Below are 19731 nucleotides of genomic sequence, written 5' to 3'. Positions count from 1 at the left end.
TCCCGGCGGACGGAAACAGCCTTTTCCGTGATTGAACTATCACTCTGCGGCTACCGCCGGAGCCGGGTGTTGGGTCAGAGCGGGAACCTGCCAGAAAGCTCCAGGCCGGCAGCACAGGTCCAGGCGTCCAGCCGTTCCTGGTCTGAAGGGCCGCCGTCCAGGGGGCTGGTGAGCCGCGGACGCCGCACCCAGCACCCGGCTTCCTCGGCGATGAGGGCACCGGCCGAGAAGTCGTGCTCGTTCAGGCCCCGTTCCCCGTAGGCGTCGTGCGTCCCGTCGGCCACCATGCAGAGGTCCAGCGCCGCCGAGCCGAGCCGGCGGACGTCGGCGAAGCCGTCGGCCAGTTCGGCGAACTGGGCAGCCTGCTGGGACCGGACCGTGGGGTCGTAACTGAAGCCTGTGGCCAGGATCTGGCCAGTCCGGCCCGGCACCGGGCCGTCCAGCCGGGTGGTCCGGCCGCCTTCCTCCAGCCAGGCGCCGGTGCCGCGGGCAGCGTAGTAGACGCGGCCCAGGGCGGGGGCGTTGACGACGCCGGCCAGCCAGGCGCCGTCGGCATCGGCCACTGCCACGGAGGTGGCGTAGTAGACGATGTTCCGGATGAAGTTGGTGGTGCCGTCCAGCGGGTCGATGGACCAGCGGTAGCCGGTGGGGTTCGCGGGCCGGGTGGTCCCGTGTTCTTCCCCGGTGATGCTGTCTCCCGGGCGGGCGGCCGTGATGACCTCCCGCACGGCGTTTTCCGCCGCCAGGTCGAAGGCGGTGACCCAGTCGCCGGCCGCCCCCTTGTTGCTGACGCCCAGTGTTTCGCCGTTCCGTCCGGACAGGACCCGGGCTCCGGCCCGGGCCGCCTCCTTCGCGACGTCCAGGAATTCCTCCGGCCCGGTCATGCCTTCTCCTCCACTGCTGCTGCGTTCCCTTCTTCCAACGCGGCGCTCTCCTCCGAGGCGTCGTCGCCGTCGGCTTCCGCGGTGTCCCCCACCGCAGCGGGGCCGCCGTCGAGCAGCAGCCGGAACCCGTCTTCGTCCAGCACGCGGATCCCCAGCTGTTCCGCTTTGTCCAGCTTGGTGCCGGCGCTTTCACCGGCCACCACATAACTGGTGTTCTTCGAGACGGACCCGGAGGCCTTGCCGCCGCGGACCAGGATGGCTTCCTTGGCTTCGTCCCGGCTGAAGTTGGGCAGCGAGCCGGTCACCACCACGGTGAGCCCTTCCAGGGTGCGCGGCGTGGACTCGTCCCGCTCATCCTCCATCCGGACGCCGGCGGCGGCCCAGCGGTCCACAATTTCGCGGTGCCAGTCCTCGGCGAACCATTCCTTCAGCGCGGCAGCGATGGTGGGTCCCACCCCGTCGACGTGGGCCAGTTCTTCCTCGGAGGCAGCCCGGATCCCGTCCATGGTGCCGAAGGCCTGGGCGAGGGCGCGCGAAGCGCGGGGGCCCACGTGCCGGATGGACAGCGCCACCAAAACGCGCCACAGCGGCTGGCTCTTGGCCTTGTCCAGTTCCTTGAACAGCTTCTCCGTGCTGGCAGTGGGCTTTGACGGGGATTTGGCCGTGCCCTTGCTGTAGAAGTAGGGCACCAGCTCGTACTCGCCGGTGGCAACCCCCTTGGACCGCTTCTCGCGCCGGATCTTCACGTCGGCGAGGTCTTCCCGGGTGAGGTCGAACAGTGCGGCCTCCGATGTCAGCGGCGGCACGTCCGGCTCGGTGGGCTGCGTCAGCGCGATCGCGGCTTCCCAGCCCAGCGCCTCGATGTCGAACCCGCCCCGTCCGGCGAGGTGGAAGACCCGCTCGCGGAGCTGGGACGGGCAGGACTTCCCGTTGGGGCAGCGGATGTCCACGTCCCTTTCCTTGGCCGGTGCCAGCGGGGTGCCACAGGCCGGGCATACGGTAGGCATCACGAAATCGCGGACGGGCGGATCCTGCTGGTCGCGCAGGGCCAGGACGGGCCCCACGATTTCGGGGATGACGTCGCCTGCCTTGCGGAGGACCACGATGTCGCCGATTTTCACGCCCTTGGCCTTGACCACGTCCTGGTTGTGCAGGGTGGCCATCTCCACCGTGGAGCCGGCCACCTTGACCGGTTCCATCATGCCGAAGGGGGTCACCCTGCCGGTGCGGCCCACGTTGACCTGGATGTCGAGCAGCTTCGTGTGCACTTCCTCCGGCGGGTATTTGTAGGCCACCGCCCAGCGCGGCACGCGGGTGGTGTAGCCGAGGGCCCGCTGGGTGGCGAAGTGGTCCACCTTGATGACGATGCCGTCGATTTCGTGAAGGAGTTTGTGGCGCTGCTCGCCGTACTTGCTGATAAACCCCAGAACGTCGGCGCGGGCCTCCAGCACCTCGAAGTAGGGGCTGACGGGCAGGCCCCATTCCTTGAGCAGGGCGTAGGTTTCGGACTGGCTGCGGGCGTCGAGGCCTTCCCGGGCACCGATGCCGTGGACGAACATCTTCAGCGGCCGCTTGGCGGTTTCTGCCGGGTCCTTCTGCCGGAGCGAGCCTGCCGCGGCGTTCCGGGGGTTGGCCAGCGGGGCCTTGCCCGCTTCGATCAGTGCCTCGTTGAATTCGGCAAACGCCTTGGAGGGGATGAACACTTCACCGCGGACTTCCACTTCCGCCGGGTAGCCTTCCCCGCGCAACTGCTGCGGGATTTCCTTGATGGTGAGGACGTTGTGGGTGATGTCCTCACCCGTGGTGCCGTCGCCGCGGGTGGCAGCGCGGACCAGTTTCCCGTCGCGGTAAAGCAGGTTGACGGCGAGCCCGTCGATCTTAAGTTCGGTCAGCCAGGCGGCCTTGGCGGTGCCATCCCCCAGTTTGGCGATGCTGGCTTCGGCCCGGTTGAGCCAGGCTTCAAGCTCCTCGATCGAGAAGACGTCCTCGAGGCTGTACATCCGCTGCAGGTGTTCGACGGCCGCAAAGGCTGCCGAGGCTTCCCCGCCCACTTCCTGGGTGGGCGAATCATTGGCCACAAGTTCCGGATGCAGCGCCTCGATTTCTTCCAGGCGGCGGAACAGGGTGTCGAACTCAGCATCGGACACCAAGGGTGCGTCGTCCTGGTAGTACGCGAACCTGTACTTCCTGATGAGGTCCGACAGGTTCTCGTATTCCTCCCGGATGGCATCGGACGGGATGCTTTCACGTCCGTTCTGCGCGGCGGTCCCGGTGGCGGTCTGTTGTGCGGTGCCTTCTCCTGTGCTCACAGACCTATCTTGCCCTACCGGTGCGACAGCCAGCCGTGTCAGTGCGTGCGCGGGCGGTTCCTGATCCACCAGGTGAACGCACCTCCGCCGGCGCCCACCAGCAGGACGCCCGCGGCCACCACGGGAAGGTCGAGGCCGCCGCGGCCGGACATTTCCGCGCGGGACACGGCTGCGGCCTGGGTTGCCTTGGCGGATGTGGTCACCGGAGTATCCCAGCCGGAGTCCGACGAGGGCGCCGCGGCCGTGGGGGCGGCGCCGCCCGGGCTGGTGCCTGGAACGGACGGGACCGGCAACGTTTCGGGGTTCGTGCCGTCGGTGCCCGGGCCACCTGTCACGGTGGGGCCGTTGGTCGGCGGCGGCGCCGCGGGACCCGTGGATGCAGGGGCAGCCGACGTCGGCAGGACCGGCTGGGGCGCAGGAGTGGTCGGTGTCGGTGAGCCGGGCCGGTCGGACGGCTTCGTCCTGGTGGGCCGGACGGGCTCGGTGGCCGGGCTGGTGGGTTCCTGGCTGCAGTCGTCCTCGCAGCCGGGCGCGGTGGTGGCGGTCGGCGATCCTGTGGGTTCAGGTGAATCAGCCAGCGCGGCGCCTCCGGCGGGGAGTGTTATCGAAGCGGCCAGGACGGCTGCGGACGCTGTGGCCAGGACCGCGCGAAGCGCCGGAGAAGAGGGGGGCATTGTTACCTTTCAGGGCCCGCAGTCCCCCCCGCTGCGGCTATCTGGTTCCTTTCCAGTCTTCTACAACGCGCCGAAGGGCCGCAAATCCATCGATTGTGCGGCCCTCCCGTGATATGCGCTTCAGTCCCGGTTTTCCGGCGGCAGCGCCACCTGGATTTTCCGGGCCTTTCCGCGGCCCACAATGTACCCGCGGCCGGGGATGAATTCGGGGCTGACCCGTCCCAGCGACGTGTTCAGCAGGCTGTCGCCCTCGATGTCACCGGGGTTGAGCAGCAGGCCCCGGCGGCCGGACTTGAACGGCTGGGCAAGCTGCCAGGCCGAGGACCAGGTGGACGACTCGGACTCGCCAACCACCCACTGATCAGCCTTGATGGAGGCCGTGACCAGCTGGGCCATGCCGGATTCGGCCATAGTGTCGGTGAACTCCGTCAAGCCCTCGATGAAGATGGCCAGCCGTCCCGGGTTGCCGGAGGAGTGCTCCACCAGGTCCTCCACCACGTCGGCGAGGTCGTCCGGACCCACCACTGAGCGGTTCCACAGCGGCAGTGAGGCCACTGCGGAACGGCGGGCACCGATGTAGATCAGTTCCACCTCCGGGTTGGAGCGGCGGAGGGCATAGGCGAGGGTGACCAATGCCACGGTCCGGCCGGCGCCCGGAGGGCCGCCCACCAGCAGAGGTCCGCGGGCCATGATCTCGGCGGGCTGGAGTGTTTCGTCGTCGACGCCGATGACCGGCAGTTCCGGACTGCCGGCGGGAAGGACGTCCAGGTCCACCTGGTCCGGGAGCCGCTCGATGCCGGGGGCGGTGTCCAGCCCCTGGCGGAGCATCGCTTCACTGAGCTTGTGGACTTCGCGCGCCTGGAGCGCCAGGTTGGAGTTCCCGCCCAGCACGGCAAGCTGGACCTCCAGCCCGTCCAGCAGACCGCGCCCCGGCGGAGACGTGGCGCCGAGGACATCCCGGGGAACGTCCATCGAAATGTAATCGTCCTCGGAGGACATGCGCAGCACCAGGCGCCGCTGGATGGAGGCGAGCAGCGATGCCGGGACGGCGTTGGGACGGTCTCCGGAGACCACCAGGTGGATTCCGAGGGTGCGGCCGTCGGTGGCCAGCTGGAGGAAGATGTCCCACAGCCCGGACAGGCGGCTGTGTTCGTAGGCTTCGCGGAACGCGGACATGCCGTCCACCAGCACGAAGATCCGCTTTTCGTCCGGCCGGTTGGCCAGCCTGCGGTACTCGACGATGGTGGACGCCCGGACCTCGGCGAAACGGGCGGAACGCTGTTCGGCGATGTCCCGCAGCAGGCGCAAGAGCCTCCCCACGCGTTCGACGTCGTCGCCATTGATGACCTCGCCCACGTGCGGCAGTTCTTCGAGCATCCGCAGGCCTGACGAGCCGCAGTCGATGCCGTACACGTGCACGGGGCCGCCGCGGGGCGTCACCGCCGCAGCGATGGCAATGCCGCGCAGCGCGGCGGACTTGCCCGAGCCGCCCGTGCCATAGATGGCCATGTTGCCGTCCCGGTCCGGTTCGTAGAACACGGTGGGCTGGTCCTGACGGACCGGGTCATCGGCCACGCCAAGGAGCAGCTGCTCGTCCGTACGGGGGTTGGGCAGCTTGGAGAAATCGTAAGTCTTGGCAAGCTCGTCCAGCCACGGCTTGCGGGGCGGGGCGATGGCAAGGACGTCCGCCGCCCGCACGATGTTGGCAGTCATCCGGGCAATGTCGTTGGGCCCTGCGGGTTCGGCCGCGGCAGGCTTTTCCGGCGCCGGCGCCTCCCAGCTTGAGCCCGAGCCGAAGGCCATCTCCACAATGTCGATCTGCGGCCGCTGCGGTTTCTCGGTGGTCCAGCCGCCGGCGTAGCCGGTCTGGAAACCCTGGATCCTGCCCGGGCCGGTCTTCGCGGCTCCGCGGCCCGGAATACCCGGATCGAAATACGCCGCATCCGGGACTCCCAGGATGTCCGTGGCGTCATCCTCGTCTGCCATGCGCAGCGCCACGCGCAGGTTGGTGTTGGCGCGCAGGCTGTCCTTGATAACACCGGCCGGGCGCTGGGTGGCAAGGATGAGGTGCAGGCCCAGCGACCGTCCGCGGGCGGCCACATCCACTACGCCGTCCACGAACTCGGGAACTTCGTTGGCGAGCGCCGCGAATTCGTCCACGATGATGATGAGGTACGGCGGCGCGTCCGGATCGGCTTCGCGCTGCAGGGCCAGCAGGTCCTTCGCCTTTTTCCGGTTCAGCAGCTGCTCGCGGTAGTGGAGCTCCGCGCGCAGCGATGTCAGTGCCCGCCGTACCAGGTGCGGGGACAGGTCGGTGACCAGGCCCACGGTATGCGGCAGGTTGATGCAGTCGGCGAACGCAGCACCGCCCTTATAGTCCACGAACAGGAAGCTGACCCGGTCCGGGCTGTAGGCGGATGCCATGCCCATCACCCAGGACTGCAGGAACTCTGACTTGCCGGCACCGGTGGTACCGCCCACCAGGGCGTGCGGCCCTTCGTTCTTGAGGTCCAGGTACAGCGGTTCAATGCCCTTGGATCCCACCAGGGCGCGGAGCGTGCCGTTGTCCTTGCGGTTGGCCACGGCGGAGGAGTGCACGGAGTTGTTTTCCGACCAGCGCTCGGCCACGGCCTGCGGGTTGTCCAGGAAGTCTTTGCCGATCAGGGTGGCGTAGGAGACAGCGCGGGGCAGGTCGGAGTCATCGTTGACGGGCTTGCCCACGTCGACCACCGGCGCGAGCATGCGGGCCAGCTGGCCGGCCAGCCCGGCGTCGACGCTTTCGCAGCTCACCGGGTAGGTGTGCCGGCCCAGGCGGACCTGGCCGGTGGTGGTGCCGTGGTCGCCGTCCACCACCATGAAGTCCCGGCAGGCAGCCGGAAGGGCCTGGATGTCGGTGGCCACCCACATGACGTGCACGCCTGAGTCCGGTCCCCGCTCAGCGAGCCGGGTGAGGCGCCCGCGGTCCACCGGCGCGTCGTCCTCCACGATCAGCAGCACTGTGGGCAGCACGGGTGCTTCGAGCTCGTGCTTGGCGGGGTCCATCTCCTGGCGCAGCTCAGGTGCCTGCCGCTTCACCGCCGCCTCCCGCGCGTCAAGCAGGTCTTCAAGCCGGGCCAGCAGTGATGAGCCGCCGGCGGACCCGGCGGCCAGGTGGTCTCCGGAAAGTGGGCTGTGGCCCGAGCCGACGTGCGGCAGCCACTGCAGCCAGTCCCAGCGCTCCCGGGACTGCGCCGAGGTGATGGCCGTGAGGACCACTTCCGCGGGCGAGTGGAGGCCCACCAGCTGCAGGACGATTCCGCGGGCCACGTCATCCACCAGGCCACGGGCGCCGGCAATGCCCAGGGACCCGGAGGTGCGCAGCTGCGAGACGATGGGGACGCCTTCAATCTCCCGGAACTGTTTCAGGCAGTCCTGGATCTCCCGGGCGTACTGCACCTCAGTGTCGTTGTTGGACGGTTCTTCGAGGCGGACCCGGGAGGGTGCGGTGCCCAGCCCGAACCGCAGCCCCAGGAAGGTTTTGTGTTCGGGGCGGTGCGTCCACAGCAGGGGGCCGAGCTTGTAGATCGCGTCCACGGTGTCGTTGACGGACGGCGCTTCCTGCAGCCGGACGGCACGCTCCACCTTCTGCAGCTCGGTGATGTCCTCCCGGAAGGCGGCCATCGATGCGCGGAAGTGCTTGTGGCCTTCCTTCTGCTGCTTCCTGTTGCGCATCTTCTGGTCCACGTAGTGGCCAATGATGAACAGCGGCATCATCATCATGAAGATCACGGAAAGCGGGTTGCGGGTGACCGCGAAGATGACTCCGCCCATCATCAGCGGCGCAATCAGCATGATGTAAGGGAAGGGGTGGTCCTCCGGCCGTTTGGGCCCGGACGGGACCACGCGCTTGGGTTCCTCGAACCGCGGAACCACCCGGGGCGAACGGTTGAAGTCCACCAGGGGCGACGTCGGTGCTGCCGCCCGGTTGTGGCCCAGCGGCACCACCGTGACGGTGGTGTCGCCCAGGGTGACGGTGTCGGACGAATTGAGCCGTGCCCGGGTCACCGGCAGGCCATCCATGAGCAGGCCGTTGGCGGAGTTGGTGTCAACGATTTCGACGCCCTCGGCCACCGTGATGCGGGCATGCCGCTTGGAGGTCAGGGGGTCGGTGAGTCTGATGTCCACGTCCCGGTCCCGGCCGATGTAGCTGGTGCCGGTGGGCAGCGAAAATTCCTTGCCGACGTCGGGCCCGGACAGCACGCGCAAGGTGGCCGCGGCAGGACCGCGTCCGGCGCCGGCCTCATGGAACTGGTCGCTGACCTGGGCCAGCGAAACCACCGAGCCAGGCCGCAGGCCGGACTCCAGGAGGTTGTCCTCCCTGGCCAGGACGTTGCCGCTGATGCCGCCGCCAACGAACGCTTCCTCGATGCGCAGGGACAGGTTCTCCGGTGCGGGGCGTCCCTTTCGGTCCGGGTCCGCAGCCCAAAGGACGGTGGCAATGTCCGCCACCGTGGCCAGGCCGTCCACGGTGACAGCCAGGTCCTTGGTTTCCGCCGGGTCCCGGCGGAGTGTCAGCCGGATCCTCATCCTTCGTCCACGCCCCTCATCTTTTCCAGCAGGTACAGGTCATCGGGGGTCACCAGGTGGGAGGTGACGGCGTGCTCCACCAGGCGGGCACGCCGGTTGGTGGCAAGCTTGCCGCCGCCGCCGCGCAGGCCCACCACGCCCACGCGGTCTAGTTTGTCGCAGACGTTATCGAGTTTGCGGTTGAACCGGGTCAGCGCCCAGCCAAGGGTCTTCGCGGCGGCAGCGGACGACGGGATGGCACTGAAGCCGGTCCCCTCGCGCCGCAGCATGGGCTCCGCCAGAGCCACGATCAGTGCCTTCTGGGAATCGGTGAACACCACCGGGCCGATGGTGGTATCGCCGCTGCTGTCACCGTCCCTGGCTTCCTGCCGGAAGGACGGGGTCTTCAGGTGGACGGCAAACTCGTAGGTGGTGGGTCCGGCCGTAAAGATGATGTTGGTGTGGCTGAAGACCAGCGGGATCCGGGCGCCCGGAGCCAGCCAGGCCTGCATCCCGCCGGACGCGTCAGCCACCGTGGCGGACAGCATGCCGCCCACGTTGCTGAGCCACCAGATGCCGTCGTAGCGTGCAACCTGCAGGAACTGCCGGTGCAGGTACGGATTGTCGTCCACCTCAAGATCGCCCTCGCGGCCGATGTTGAAGACGTCCTCATCCGAGGGCTCGTACCATTCACCACAGAAATCTATTGCTAGATCCCCCATATTCTGTGCCTCCTCAAGAGCGAAAGTATCAATGCGGCCGGCATGCTTGCCGGCACAACGGACTGGCCGGCGGCGTGCCGGCCGTCATGAGCCGGTGCAGGCGATGGAACCCTGTTCCAGCGGGGAGAACGCGCCGTCGGTGCGGACGATCATCACCTGGACGCAGGTCTGCCCGGAGGGGTTTGCCTTGACCTGGACCGGCGGCTGCGCCACTGACTGGAACTCGCCGCCACCGCCGATGGTGTAGACACGCCATTTGTAGCTGTCGCCGTCCTTGGGCTGCGGGTTCTTCCAGGTGAACGCCACGTTGCCGTCGCTGCCCGCGGCCCCTGCCAGCCCTTCGACGTCGGGGACGGTTCCGTTATCCAGGGCGTCCGCGGGCGGCTTGGATACCTGCTGGGTCTCCACCACCTTGGGCGTCCCGCCGCCGGAGTTGGCCGCCACGATGCCTACCACCGCAGCAAGGGCCAGGATGGTGCCGCCGGCTATGGCGAGCCACAGGTTCCGCTTGCCGTGGTCCTGCTCCGGCGCTTCCCCTGGCCCTTCGGCCTGCCGGTCACTTGCCGCGGGCCGGTGGACGGTGGCGTCGGCGGAGCTGGTGTGTGCGTCTTCGGCGCCGTGGCCCGGCGCCCCATAGTTGGGCTGGGTGCCGCCGCTGCCGCGCAGGACGGTGGACTGGGACCATTCGTGCGGGCCGTCGTCGTCCGTTGCCTCCTTGCCGAAGATGCTCCCGGGGACACGGGCCTGCGTTGCCGCGTTGCGTCCTTCCGCCGTAGCGGGCGGCCAGGTTCCGCCGGCGGGGGCGGTGAAGCGCGACGGCGGCGCGCCGGTTTGGCTGTCCGGGCCCGCCGTGGTGTTTCCGGTGCCGGGGCCTCCTGCCCCGGAGCCGGGAGCCTGCGGCCACGTGCGCGCCGGGAAGGTGGGGGCGCTGCCGGTCCGCTCCGGGTCGATCGACGCGATGCTCCGGACCCGGGTCTCCTCGGTGCCCTCGTCCGGGTGGTTCTCCTCCTGCTGAGGTTCTTCGAGGACCTCGAAGGGGGTGACGGAGAGGTTCAGCTCCGCCTGGATGCGCTGCAGGGCAAGGGCGAACGCGTGCGCGGAGGAATACCGCGACTGGGGCGACTTGGCCATGGCGGTGGCCAGGGCAAGCTCCAGGGATTCGGGCACGTCCGCGCGGCCCAGGCGCGGAAGCGCGGTGTTGCTGATGCGGTTGATCAGTTCGCGCTGGGAGTTGTCCGCGCCGGGCATCACAAACGGCGAGCGGCCCGCCAGGAGTGTGTAGAGCGTGGCGCCGAGGGCCCACACGTCCACCATGATTCCGTCAACACTGCCGCCACGGAACTGTTCGGGCGGGGACCAGGGAATGGACATGCCGGAGTCGTCGTCGCTGTCACCGGCAAGGGTGCCGGAAATGCCGAAGTCGGTCAGCGCAGGGCGGTTGTAGTCCGTCACCAGGATGTTGGCTGGCTTGATGTCGCGGTGGGCAATGCCCGCCCGGTGGGCCGTTTCGACGGCGGAGGCCACCTGGATGCCGACGGCCAGAACCTCATCCACGCTGAACCGCTGGCGGCGGTAGCGCACGTCCAGGCTGGGCCGGGAGCAGTACTCCATGGCCAGGTACGAGTGCCCGTCATCCGTCACTTCCGCTTCGAAGATGGTGACGATGTAGGGGTGGGAGGACAGCTGGGCCATCAGGTTGGCCTCGGACTCGAAGCGGCGGCGGGCGCCCTCGGTCTTCAGGTCCGAGAGCAGTACCTTCACGGCCACCTTGCGGCGCGGCCTGTCCTGCTCATAAAGGTAGACGTCGGAGAACCCGCCGGAACCGAGCAGGCTGATGTAAGTGAACCCCGGGATGCGGGGCGGCGGCGCCACAGGCCGTTTGGAACTCAAGGAATCTCCTCAAAACGCAGCGAGATGTTGTCGCCCAGCTCGGCGATGTCACCGTCCAGCAGGATGGCCATCTCGTTCTGGGCCAGGCGCCGCGGGGGCTGCCCCTGCCGCACCAGGACTGTGCCGTTGGTTGCCTTAACGTCGCACAGCATGACGTGCCAGCCTTCCAGCCGGACCTCCACATGGGACCTTGAGATGTCGCCGCCGGGGCTGGGTACCTGGACCAGGCGCGGCATGCCACCGCCCTGGACGCGGGAGACTGATGGCTGCCGGCCGATCACCAGGGACTGGTCAAGGTCCAGCAGTTCCCCTGTGGACAGGCGCATCCGGCCCAGGCGTGGGCGGCCCACCTGCACGGCGTCCTGGGGCAGGGACGCCCCGCACTCGGTGCAGGCCGAGCGGATGGGCGGGTTGGCATGACCCTGCGGGCACACCCGGGCCAACACCAGCGGACCGCTGGCCGGAGCTGAGCCGTCCGTACCCGGCACGCCCGAAGTGGCGGGTGCCTGCTGGGCGGTGGAGACGCTGCTTTTCATGACCGTCTGGCCGTCATGGTCATCGTCAAAGCCGGTGGCGGATGGCCCTGCCCCCGGTGCAGCAGGGTAACTGGCCGGCTGGGCGGTTCCCGGCTGCGATTCCGGCTTAGGCGCTCCGAAAGCCGGCGGTGCTGCAGGCGGGGCCCCAGTCGAAGCCGGTGCCGGGGTGAACGGCTCCGGGGCAGGTGCTTGCACGTTCCCCGCTCCACCGGTCCGCCAGGGCACTGACTCAATGAGCAGTCCGGCGGCCGGCTTGGGTGCTGCAACAGGAGGAAGACCTGCACCGTCCGCTTCGTCGTGCGGCAACGGATGCTCCGGTACCTGCTGTTCAGCAGCGTCCGCGTCGGCTTCGATGGCAGCCTGCGGGGCCGCGGCCTCGATGGCGGGTGCGGACTCGTGGTCATCTTCGGCCGGTTCCTCGCGGACCGCAGCATCCTCGATGTTCCGCATGACCGTCCGCTCCCACAGGTGGTCATAGGAACTGGTCAGGTCGATGGCTGCAGGCAGGTCAGCTGCCCCGGGAACTGCCGATTCGGCATCACGGTCAGCGTCGCCGTCCATGTCCAGTCCGGTGGCTTCCGCATCAGGGCTGCCTGTTTCACCAGAGGCTTTGTCCGCTGCGCCGTCTTCGACGGAACCATTTGCAGCAGGATCATTGTCGACGGAGCCGGCTTCGCCTGTACCGGCCTGTTGCGCGCCGCCGTGATCGGCATATTCGCCGTCCTCGTCCAGGACGGCGTACACGGTCTCGACGGAAACCTCTGCCTGGCCCGGCGCGATGGCCCTTTCCGGCAAAGCCACATCTCCGGCGTCCGGGGCACCGGGATCAGCGGCCTGGCCGGCAACAGAATCGCTGGCGCTGGCGGCCTCCGGGACGACTTCAGCGGTACCGGTCGAATCGACGGCAACAGCCGCCACCGCGATGTCCGCGGCAGACTCGGCCGCAGTGTCAGCGGCGGTCTCGGGCGCAGATTCCTCGGCGGCCTCAGGCGCCAGGACCGTTGCCGCACGGGCAGCATCAGGAGCTTCCAGCGCGCCCTGCCCGGCATCAGCGCCGAGGCGGATCGCCTGCAGCAGCACCATGCCCTCCCCCAGCCGCAGCTCGGGCTGTCCGGTGTCGCCTGCGCCCGGGATCATCAGGGTGCAGGCACCGGGAACGGCAAAACTGCGTTCGCTCCAGGTGGTGACGTCACGGCCGTTAAGCTCCGCAGGTCCCGCCGGTGTTTCGACAGAGAGTTCAAGGCCGCCCCGAAGGAACACCCGCAGCGGCCCTGTGAAGTCGAGGATGGCGAACGGCGGAATGCGGGACAGGTTGCCGCCGGCGCTGCCGGTGATGGCCTGCAGGACTTCGTAGACTTCGGTCTTCCCGGCGATGAGGTTCCACACGGAATCGGCGAGGGCAGGCGGCGTATCTGGTCCGAGGATGACCGCCGTGTGGGAACGGACGATGCCCAGCCAGGTGCCGGGGACGTAGCTGGTGCCGGTCATCGCGGGACCTCCGTGCCGTCGTCGGGATTCTGGCCTGCGGCCTGTTCACGCCCGGCCACGCCTTCCTGCGCTGCAGAGTCTTCCCGCGCTGCAGGCTTTTCCTGCCCTGCGTTGTCCTCCTGTTGGGGAAGAGGCTGGGTTGTGGCCTGCACGGCTTGTCCGCGGGGCAGCGTTACCTCGTCTTCAGCCGACGGGTCCCGCCGAGGAGCGGTGGTGGCTGCGCCGGCGTCGTTCAGGACGTTGCGGGCATCCACCACGATCACGGTGATGTTGTCCCGGCCGCCGCTGCGCAGCGCGGCCTGGATCAGGGCGTCGACGGCGTCCTGGGGATGGCCGGCAGTGCTGAGGATGCGGTGGATGTGCTCGTCGGTCAGTTCGGAGGTGAGGCCGTCGGAACAGACCATCACCCGGTCCCCTTCCTCCACCGGAAGGAGCCAGTAGTCCGCCTCGGTTTCGTCCCCGGTGCCCAGCGCCCTGGTGACAACATGGCGGCGGGGATGCACCGTGGCCTGCTGGGGCGTGATTTCGCCGGCGTCCACGAGTTCCTGGACTTCGGAGTGGTCCACGCTGATCTGTTCGAACCGGCCCTGGCTGAGGCGGTAGGTACGTGAGTCGCCGATGTTCATGACCAGCCAGTAGGGCATGCCCATCTGTTCCACCACCACGGCACCGGTCAGCGTGGTTCCCGCCCGGGCACCCGTGGCTTCCCTGATGGAGTTGTCCGCGCGCAGCAGGTACTGCTGCAGGACCGCGGCCGTGACGCTCCGGTCCCCGGTGGACAGCTGCGGAATCGCTGCCAGGGTCCTGACGCACATGCCGCTGGCAATTTCGCCGGCCTCGTGGCCGCCCATGCCGTCGGCAACGGCGAAGACCGGATCCGACGCGATGAAGGAATCCTCATTCAGCTCGCGGCGGAGTCCCCGGTCCGTCCCGTAGCCGCAGTTGAGGCTCAGGCCCGGGCCCGGCTGCGTGGTGGAGGGAACACTGGCGGGCTGTTGGTTCATGCCTGTCCTAGGTAAAAGGTCCGGTCGCCAAAGTGGACGCTGGAACCGGGGGAAACGAACGTCGGGACACCTGCCGCAAGGGGCGTGCGGAGTCCGTCGGGCGTGGTCACGGCACTGCCGTTGGTGGAGTTCCGGTCGGTCACCCAGATGCCCGCACCGTCAGTAAGAACGTGCAGGTGGGTCTTGGAGATGGACCGTCCGGGGTCGTCGACGGCGAGGAGCTGGGCATGCTGTTCGCCCGCGGAGCCCACGGGGTTGCGGCCCACCAGGACGCTGCGGTCGAGCTGGAAGTCGCGGCCGTCGTCGAGCCTGATCCGCAGCACGGCGACAGGCGCCGGGCCGGCGGTGCCGGGGCGCACCTGGGTGCGTTCGACGTCGTCGTCCGCGTGCGGCTGCCCAGGCAACTGCTGCCCGGCAAACTGCTGTCCCGTGCCCGCTGGCGCGGCGGACTGCTGCCCGGACTGCCACGCGGGCGGCGCCGGAGTACCCGGCGGCGCAAAGGATGCGGGCGACGTGTAGGACACAGTCTGCGCGGGGGTGGTCCGGCCCTCAGGCTGGATGGCCGGAGCCGGGTGGGTCTGGACCGGCGCTGCAGCGGGCGCCGCGGGCACCTGATAGGCCTGCTGCTGACCTTGAGCCTGCGGCACCTGTGCCTGCTGTGCTGCTCCGGCCGGCGCCTGGGGGGCGATGACCTGGGGCGCGCGGGCCCCCGCGACGGGCGAGAGCACCTGCTGGACGGGCGGCAGGTCCAGCGGCGCGAAGCTGTACGGGCCCTGGATGCCGCCCGTGGTGATCGGATCTCGGCCGGCCTTGACGTCGAAAACGAGCGTCTTGGCGGCATTGTCGTGCCAGCCGCGCAGGCGCCCGTCCTTGTCCCAGTTGTTGGAGACCACTACCAGCACGGCCCAAACGGCCGCCACCAGGAGCAGCGGCCCCAGGATGAAGAAAGCGGCGTCGAACCACTTGAAGACCACCACGAGGACGGCTCCAATGAGTGTCAGCAGGATGCCGGCACCGGTCAGCAGGCCCCGCACGAACACCCCACCGGCGCCGGGCGCATAACCGTCATTGTCGGTGCTGCGGATCCCCATCAGGAGGTTGCCGGGCGTTTTGCCCGTCCGGGCTTCCAGCCCCGTCAGCACGGCTGCGTAAACCAGGGTGATGCCCAGGCCAATGCCGCCGAACAGCACCAGGGAGGCGGTGTCGTAAATGATGAAGCCCCCGCTGCGGGTGCGGGTGATCCCTGCAAAGCCAATGGCGAAGGTCACTACCAGGACCGCCAGCGGGAACAGCCAGTCAACGACGGCAGCCCCGAGCCGCTTGCCCGCTGTTGCCGGGACAAGCTGAAGGTTTCCTGCCATTCCTGTTCCTCCCCCTGGCGCGGACGCCCCTGCCGGACCTGCGGTGCTCCCCTGCACCGCTGCCGCGTTCGCGATGCCCGCGGCAGAAGTTGCCTGGGGCATTTGTACTACCGGGATAGTACCGGGAATCGGCGGCCGGTGCGCGGCAACTGGCGCCGCCCGGACGTCCGTCCCCGGGTACGGCGCGGTGCCGGCGCCGGGCTGGGCGCCGGGCTGGGAGCCGGGGTTGGGGGCGGCACCGGGCCCGGTAGCCTGCTCCTGGTTGCGGAGGCTCCGTGCCGACCGGTTGGGCAGCGGCGCCCCGCATGAGGTGCAGAAAGCGGCGCCCGTGCGGATGTTTTGCTGGCAGCGCGGGCAGCGCTCGGCATTGGGGGTCACTCTGGTTTGGGTCCTTGCGTTGGAGGTTCTTCAGGGGAGGGTGCGCCGGTGCCGGCCGGTGGCGCGCCGGGACTGTCCGCGGGGGGCCCGGCAGGCGGACGACGGCGGCCCACGGCTTTCCCGAACGGCAGTGCCGGAAGTTTGAACCGGCGTCCGCCGTTGCCGGCGCCGTCCTTCGTGTTCAGGGCGGTGCGAGCGTCGGAAAGGAGCGACCGCGGTGAGAACCGTGCTTGCTGGCGGCGCCAGAAGCCCACCGTGGCAGTCATTTCCTTCAGCGACCCGTCCACGATGGTCCAGTACTCACGCACCTCGTCCTCGCTGGGCTGCCCGGCGCCGAAGATCGAGGCGTCCGCCCGCCGCGCCAGCGTGGTGGTGGCGGACTGACTGCCCGGGAACGCCTCGGCCAGGACCGCGGCGCTCTCCCGGCGCGTGGCCCGGGTGTCAACTGCGGCACCCATGTCGGTCGCCAGGCTGACCACTTCACTCCATCCCCCGCCCACACGCTGGGCGGGGTCACCGGCGCTGAAACGCGACTTCCGGCGTCGTGATTTCAACAACGCGACCAGCAGCAGCGGCAACGCGAGGATGGCCAGCGGGATGAGTGCCACACCCAGGGCACTGAGCAGCGCACCCCAGAAGAGCCAGGGGTTGTTTTTCTTCTGGTCCGCGTCCAGCGCATCCGGCGAAGAGTCCGGCGGAAGGTCGGCCGGTTCCTGCGGCGGGGGCGGCGGCTGCAGCACCTGCGGCTTGGGCTTGGACTTGTTCTCCGGGTCCGGCGGGATGGGAACGTTGTCCTTGGGCGGGGTGGGATCAAAACTGACCCAGCCAACGCGTTCGAACGCGACTTCCACCCAGGCGTGGACGTTCTTGCCGGTGATCTTGACCTCGCCGGCACCGTTCTCGGGACTTGTGGGGTCCGGGTAGAAGCCCATGACCACCCGGGACGGGATGCCCAGGTGGCGCAGCATCAGGGACATCGCCACGGCGTACTGTTCGTCGTCGCCCAGCATCTGCTTGGCCGTCAGCAGGTTGCGGATGCGTGCGGAGCCGTGGCCGGAGACGCTGGGGAGCTGCCCTTCGCTGACCAGGCCGTTGCTGAAGGCGCCGGTCTTCTGGAAGTGGGCCTCGATCTGGCGGACCCGGTCGATGGCGGTCGGAGCGTCGGCGGACAGGTCGTTGGCCTGCGAACCCACCACCGGCGGAACTTCCAGCGGGTCCGGAAGCGAAAGCTGCGCAAAGTCGTACTGCGTCAGCTGGCCGTGCTCCAGCTTCACGGGGTCTGACACCTGCACGCTGTACGAGTCGCCCCGGTTCAGTCCGTTGGTGGTGACGGCGGTGTCCGTACCGGAATTGAAGTACAGGCCGGACGCCGCCTGGGAGCCGCCCTGGTCGAAGCTGATGCCGGTGGTCTTCCGGCCGCCGGGGACGAAGTATCCCTGGTAGTCCTCGATGCTGATGTCGATGGAGTAATCGTTCGTGGGTACCACGCTCGAGGTGTCCGCCAGCGTGTTGATGGACTCGGCGTCGCCCACTTTGCTGAAGTTGCCCGAGCCGTTGGGGTCCATGTTGTAGTTGGTCCCGTTGAAGGCGTCCAGGGCCCCCAGCCGAACCCTGCCGTCGCGGGGCAGGCCCTTGACGACGAACAGGGTGTCGTCCTTCTTGTCCTTGACGTAGGTGCGGAAGCTGGCCAGGGGGGTGACGTAGTCCTTGGGATCGAACGGCGGAACCACCACGTTGCGGAGGACCTTGCGTTCGTTTCCGGCAGTCACCAGCGGCGCGGACAGGGCGGTGACGCCCACGCTGACGGCAATCACGCCGGCGGCCATGCCCAGGCGGCGCAGCGACGCTTTCCGGGCCGTGGCGGTATCCGCCTGCGGATTGTTGACGGAGACCCGCCGGGTGGAGGACCTGCGGAGGGCGTCGCGGCGGAAGGTTGCCCAGGCGATGCCCAGCACTGTCAGGCCGATGCCACGTTCAACCGTGAGGAAGGCGGCGTTGGTGCTGAACGCGATGCCCGTGACGAAGAGGAGCAGCACCGGGATCAGAGGGAGGTAGGGGCTGCGCACGCGCCAGGTCAGCACGGCTGCCACGAGCGCCATGATCATCGAGCTCAGGAACGGGACAATCAGCACGCCGTTGGCGGACCCTACCGGGACGCCCACGGTGAGCATGTCCTTCCAGGCGAACACCACACCCAGCAGGAGCGTGCGAAGCGAATCCAACGTGGGCACGAACCCGGCGATGGCAGCGTCCGGAACTGCCAGCAGGGTGCCGAACACGAGGTAGGCGCCCAAGGCAATCGCCGTGGTGACGAGCAGTCCGAGGCGCAGGTGCGCGTTGAGCACACCGATGGCCAGGCCCAGGATGATGCCGCCAAAGCCGGACAGCAAGTAGTAGGGGTCGCCGCCGAAACTCAGCCCGAAACCGAGCAGTCCCAGCCCCAGGAGGACGGTAAGGGCACCGGCGTCGAGGGCGAAGTGCCAGGCCGGCTGCCCGTTGCTGAACGGTCCGGCCTGGCTGCTGAACGGTTTCCGGGCGGATCCGCTTCTGGGACGGAGGCCAGGTGCGGAGGTCATGCTGCCGCCTTTCGGAGGACGATGCCGAGATCGGCGAGGTCGCCGACGGTCAGCACGGTGAGGTCTGCGATGTTGGCCCTGCTGGACGCGGCCCCGGCCTCGACCCTGACGGCGAGGCTGCGGACGCCCGGGGGAACCGACGCTGCGGAGGAACGCAGCTGGGTGGCCGTAACGTTGCTGCCCACCACGAAGAACACCACGGAGGCGTTGGGGACGGTGTCTGCCAGGGTGCGGGCGAGGTCGACGGCGGTACGCCGCATCGGGGTGCCGACGATCCGGGTCATGTCATCGAGCATGTTGCGGCCGGTTTCACAGCGCAGCGGCCCCTTTTGCGTCAGGACGTCCAGCTCGCGCTGCTCGCGGATCGCCTGGCGGCCGATCGATGCGGCCGCCGAGATGGCCATCTCGAATTCGTCCTCGGAGGCGTATTCCTCCGTGTTGATGGACAGCGCGATGGCGAGGTGCGCCCGGCGGGTTTCCTCGAACTGGCGGACCATCAGCTTGTTGGTCCGTGCCGTGGTCTTCCAGTGGATGTGCCGCCGGTCATCTCCGGGGACGTAGTCGCGGAGGGCGTGGAAGGAGACGTCGGCGCTGGACAGTTCGGTGGTGGGCATGCCCTCGAGGTCGCGAATGAACCCGGCGGCGGAGCCTGCCAGGGGCACCGTGCGCGGGTGGACGAAGAGGTCCTCCGGCTCGGTCCACAGGACCTGGCGGCGCAGCAGGTGCAGCGGGTCGGCCCGGACGGAACGTACAGGACCCACCACGATGACGGCGCGGCGGGCGGTGGGAATGGTGAAGAGGTCTTCGTGGACCTGCTGGGGCTTCATGCGGGGCAGGTGGAAGACTGCGGTGACTCCGCCAACGGGCAGTTCGACCGATGCGGGCAGCAGCGGCCGGTTGGACGTGTTGGTGACGGCGATGCTTCCCACCGCGCTGTCCCCCACCGCTACACGGGTCCGGGCCAGGTCCAGGACAACTCCGTAAGTGGAGCGGCCCAGGATGAAGCCAACGGCGATGAGGAACATAACGAAGGCCGCCACGGCGGCGGCCTTCGCTTCCTGCCAGCCGTAGGCCGATCCCGCCCACCAGAGCAGGATGGTGGCGGCGAGGACCGACCATCCCAGCACGCTGACCACGGAGAGTACCGGCCAGGCGTAGGTGAGCCACGCCTTCCGGACTGTGCGCCAGGCCGGTGCCAGGGCGAGGCCCACTGCGGAGCTCGCCTCGGCCCAGACCGCCGACGGGTGCAGGCGGGTGGGCCTGCCGTCCCGGTGGAAGGGTTGCTTGAGACGCTCCGTGAGCCGGGTCAGCGGGGTGCCGGTGGACATATGTGTGCCTTCGTTGTTGCTGGAAGTGGAGGGCGT

Annotated in this window: 11 protein-coding genes and 1 pseudogene; all 12 read right to left on the bottom strand. The window is 68.7% G+C overall.

Going from position 1 to position 19731, the window contains the following annotated elements; genetic code table 11:
- Window positions 1-74 precede the first annotated feature (74 nt).
- The gene (locus ACP3TD_RS07460; RefSeq protein WP_426766505.1) at window positions 75-884 is read right to left on the bottom strand and encodes an inositol monophosphatase family protein; all 810 of its coding nucleotides are present in this window, start codon (window positions 882-884) and stop codon (window positions 75-77) included.
- Window positions 881-3193 carry an NAD-dependent DNA ligase LigA gene (gene ligA / locus ACP3TD_RS07455; protein ID WP_426766503.1) on the bottom strand — a complete coding sequence of 771 codons (2313 nt, stop codon included), beginning with the start codon at window positions 3191-3193 and terminating at the stop codon, window positions 881-883. The genes ACP3TD_RS07460 and ligA overlap by 4 nt, the downstream gene beginning before the upstream one ends.
- Window positions 3194-3231: 38 nt before the next feature.
- On the bottom strand, window positions 3232-3867 hold the full coding sequence (locus ACP3TD_RS07450) for a hypothetical protein (protein WP_426766501.1): 636 nt from the start codon (window positions 3865-3867) through the stop codon (window positions 3232-3234).
- A 120-nt stretch (window positions 3868-3987) separates the two neighbouring features.
- Window positions 3988-8433 (bottom strand): FtsK/SpoIIIE domain-containing protein, encoded by a 4446-nt coding sequence (locus ACP3TD_RS07445; protein ID WP_426766499.1) that lies wholly within the window; start codon window positions 8431-8433, stop codon window positions 3988-3990.
- Window positions 8430-9134 carry a hypothetical protein gene (locus tag ACP3TD_RS07440; protein WP_015936552.1) on the bottom strand — a complete coding sequence of 235 codons (705 nt, stop codon included), beginning with the start codon at window positions 9132-9134 and terminating at the stop codon, window positions 8430-8432. The genes ACP3TD_RS07445 and ACP3TD_RS07440 overlap by 4 nt, the downstream gene beginning before the upstream one ends.
- Window positions 9135-9218: 84 nt before the next feature.
- The gene (locus ACP3TD_RS07435) at window positions 9219-11024 is read right to left on the bottom strand and encodes a serine/threonine-protein kinase (RefSeq protein ID WP_426766498.1); all 1806 of its coding nucleotides are present in this window, start codon (window positions 11022-11024) and stop codon (window positions 9219-9221) included.
- Window positions 11021-13048, bottom strand: coding sequence for an FHA domain-containing protein (locus ACP3TD_RS07430; protein ID WP_426766497.1), 2028 nt, complete (start codon window positions 13046-13048; stop codon window positions 11021-11023). Before ACP3TD_RS07430 ends, ACP3TD_RS07435 begins: the two co-directional genes overlap by 4 nt.
- Entirely contained in the window at window positions 13045-14052 is a 1008-nt protein-coding gene (locus tag ACP3TD_RS07425; RefSeq protein ID WP_426766496.1) for a PP2C family protein-serine/threonine phosphatase, read from the bottom strand. Before ACP3TD_RS07425 ends, ACP3TD_RS07430 begins: the two co-directional genes overlap by 4 nt.
- Window positions 14049-15413 (bottom strand): RDD family protein, encoded by a 1365-nt coding sequence (locus tag ACP3TD_RS07420; RefSeq protein ID WP_426767158.1) that lies wholly within the window; start codon window positions 15411-15413, stop codon window positions 14049-14051. Before ACP3TD_RS07420 ends, ACP3TD_RS07425 begins: the two co-directional genes overlap by 4 nt.
- A 297-nt stretch (window positions 15414-15710) precedes the next feature.
- Window positions 15711-15791, bottom strand: a pseudogene (locus tag ACP3TD_RS07415) (zinc-ribbon domain-containing protein); the annotation flags it as partial.
- Window positions 15788-18367, bottom strand: a complete 2580-nt coding sequence (locus ACP3TD_RS07410) for a transglutaminaseTgpA domain-containing protein (RefSeq protein ID WP_426766495.1) — start codon at window positions 18365-18367, stop codon at window positions 15788-15790. The gene ACP3TD_RS07410 and the pseudogene ACP3TD_RS07415, both read right to left, overlap by 4 nt.
- Window positions 18364-19695 carry a DUF58 domain-containing protein gene (locus tag ACP3TD_RS07405; protein ID WP_426766494.1) on the bottom strand — a complete coding sequence of 444 codons (1332 nt, stop codon included), beginning with the start codon at window positions 19693-19695 and terminating at the stop codon, window positions 18364-18366. Before ACP3TD_RS07405 ends, ACP3TD_RS07410 begins: the two co-directional genes overlap by 4 nt.
- Between the last annotated feature and the right edge of the window lie 36 nt (window positions 19696-19731).

Source organism: Pseudarthrobacter sp. 1G09 (assembly GCF_050038305.1).
GTDB lineage: Bacteria > Actinomycetota > Actinomycetes > Actinomycetales > Micrococcaceae > Arthrobacter > Arthrobacter equi.
This window is presented reverse-complemented; position numbering and strand designations above follow the sequence as displayed.

Excerpts from the sequence above, each read along its gene's own strand:
- ACP3TD_RS07460 (WP_426766505.1), bottom strand. The coding sequence starts at position 884 with ATGACCGGGCCGGAGGAATTCCTGGACGTCGCGAAGGAGGCGGCCCGG.
- ACP3TD_RS07450 (WP_426766501.1), bottom strand. The coding sequence starts at position 3,867 with ATGCCCCCCTCTTCTCCGGCGCTTCGCGCGGTCCTGGCCACAGCGTCC.
- ACP3TD_RS07445 (WP_426766499.1), bottom strand. The coding sequence starts at position 8,433 with ATGAGGATCCGGCTGACACTCCGCCGGGACCCGGCGGAAACCAAGGAC.
- ACP3TD_RS07440 (WP_015936552.1), bottom strand. The coding sequence starts at position 9,134 with ATGGGGGATCTAGCAATAGATTTCTGTGGTGAATGGTACGAGCCCTCG.
- ACP3TD_RS07430 (WP_426766497.1), bottom strand. The coding sequence starts at position 13,048 with ATGACCGGCACCAGCTACGTCCCCGGCACCTGGCTGGGCATCGTCCGT.
- ACP3TD_RS07425 (WP_426766496.1), bottom strand. The coding sequence starts at position 14,052 with ATGAACCAACAGCCCGCCAGTGTTCCCTCCACCACGCAGCCGGGCCCG.
- ACP3TD_RS07420 (WP_426767158.1), bottom strand. The coding sequence starts at position 15,413 with ATGGCAGGAAACCTTCAGCTTGTCCCGGCAACAGCGGGCAAGCGGCTC.
- ACP3TD_RS07410 (WP_426766495.1), bottom strand. The coding sequence starts at position 18,367 with ATGACCTCCGCACCTGGCCTCCGTCCCAGAAGCGGATCCGCCCGGAAA.
- ACP3TD_RS07405 (WP_426766494.1), bottom strand. The coding sequence starts at position 19,695 with ATGTCCACCGGCACCCCGCTGACCCGGCTCACGGAGCGTCTCAAGCAA.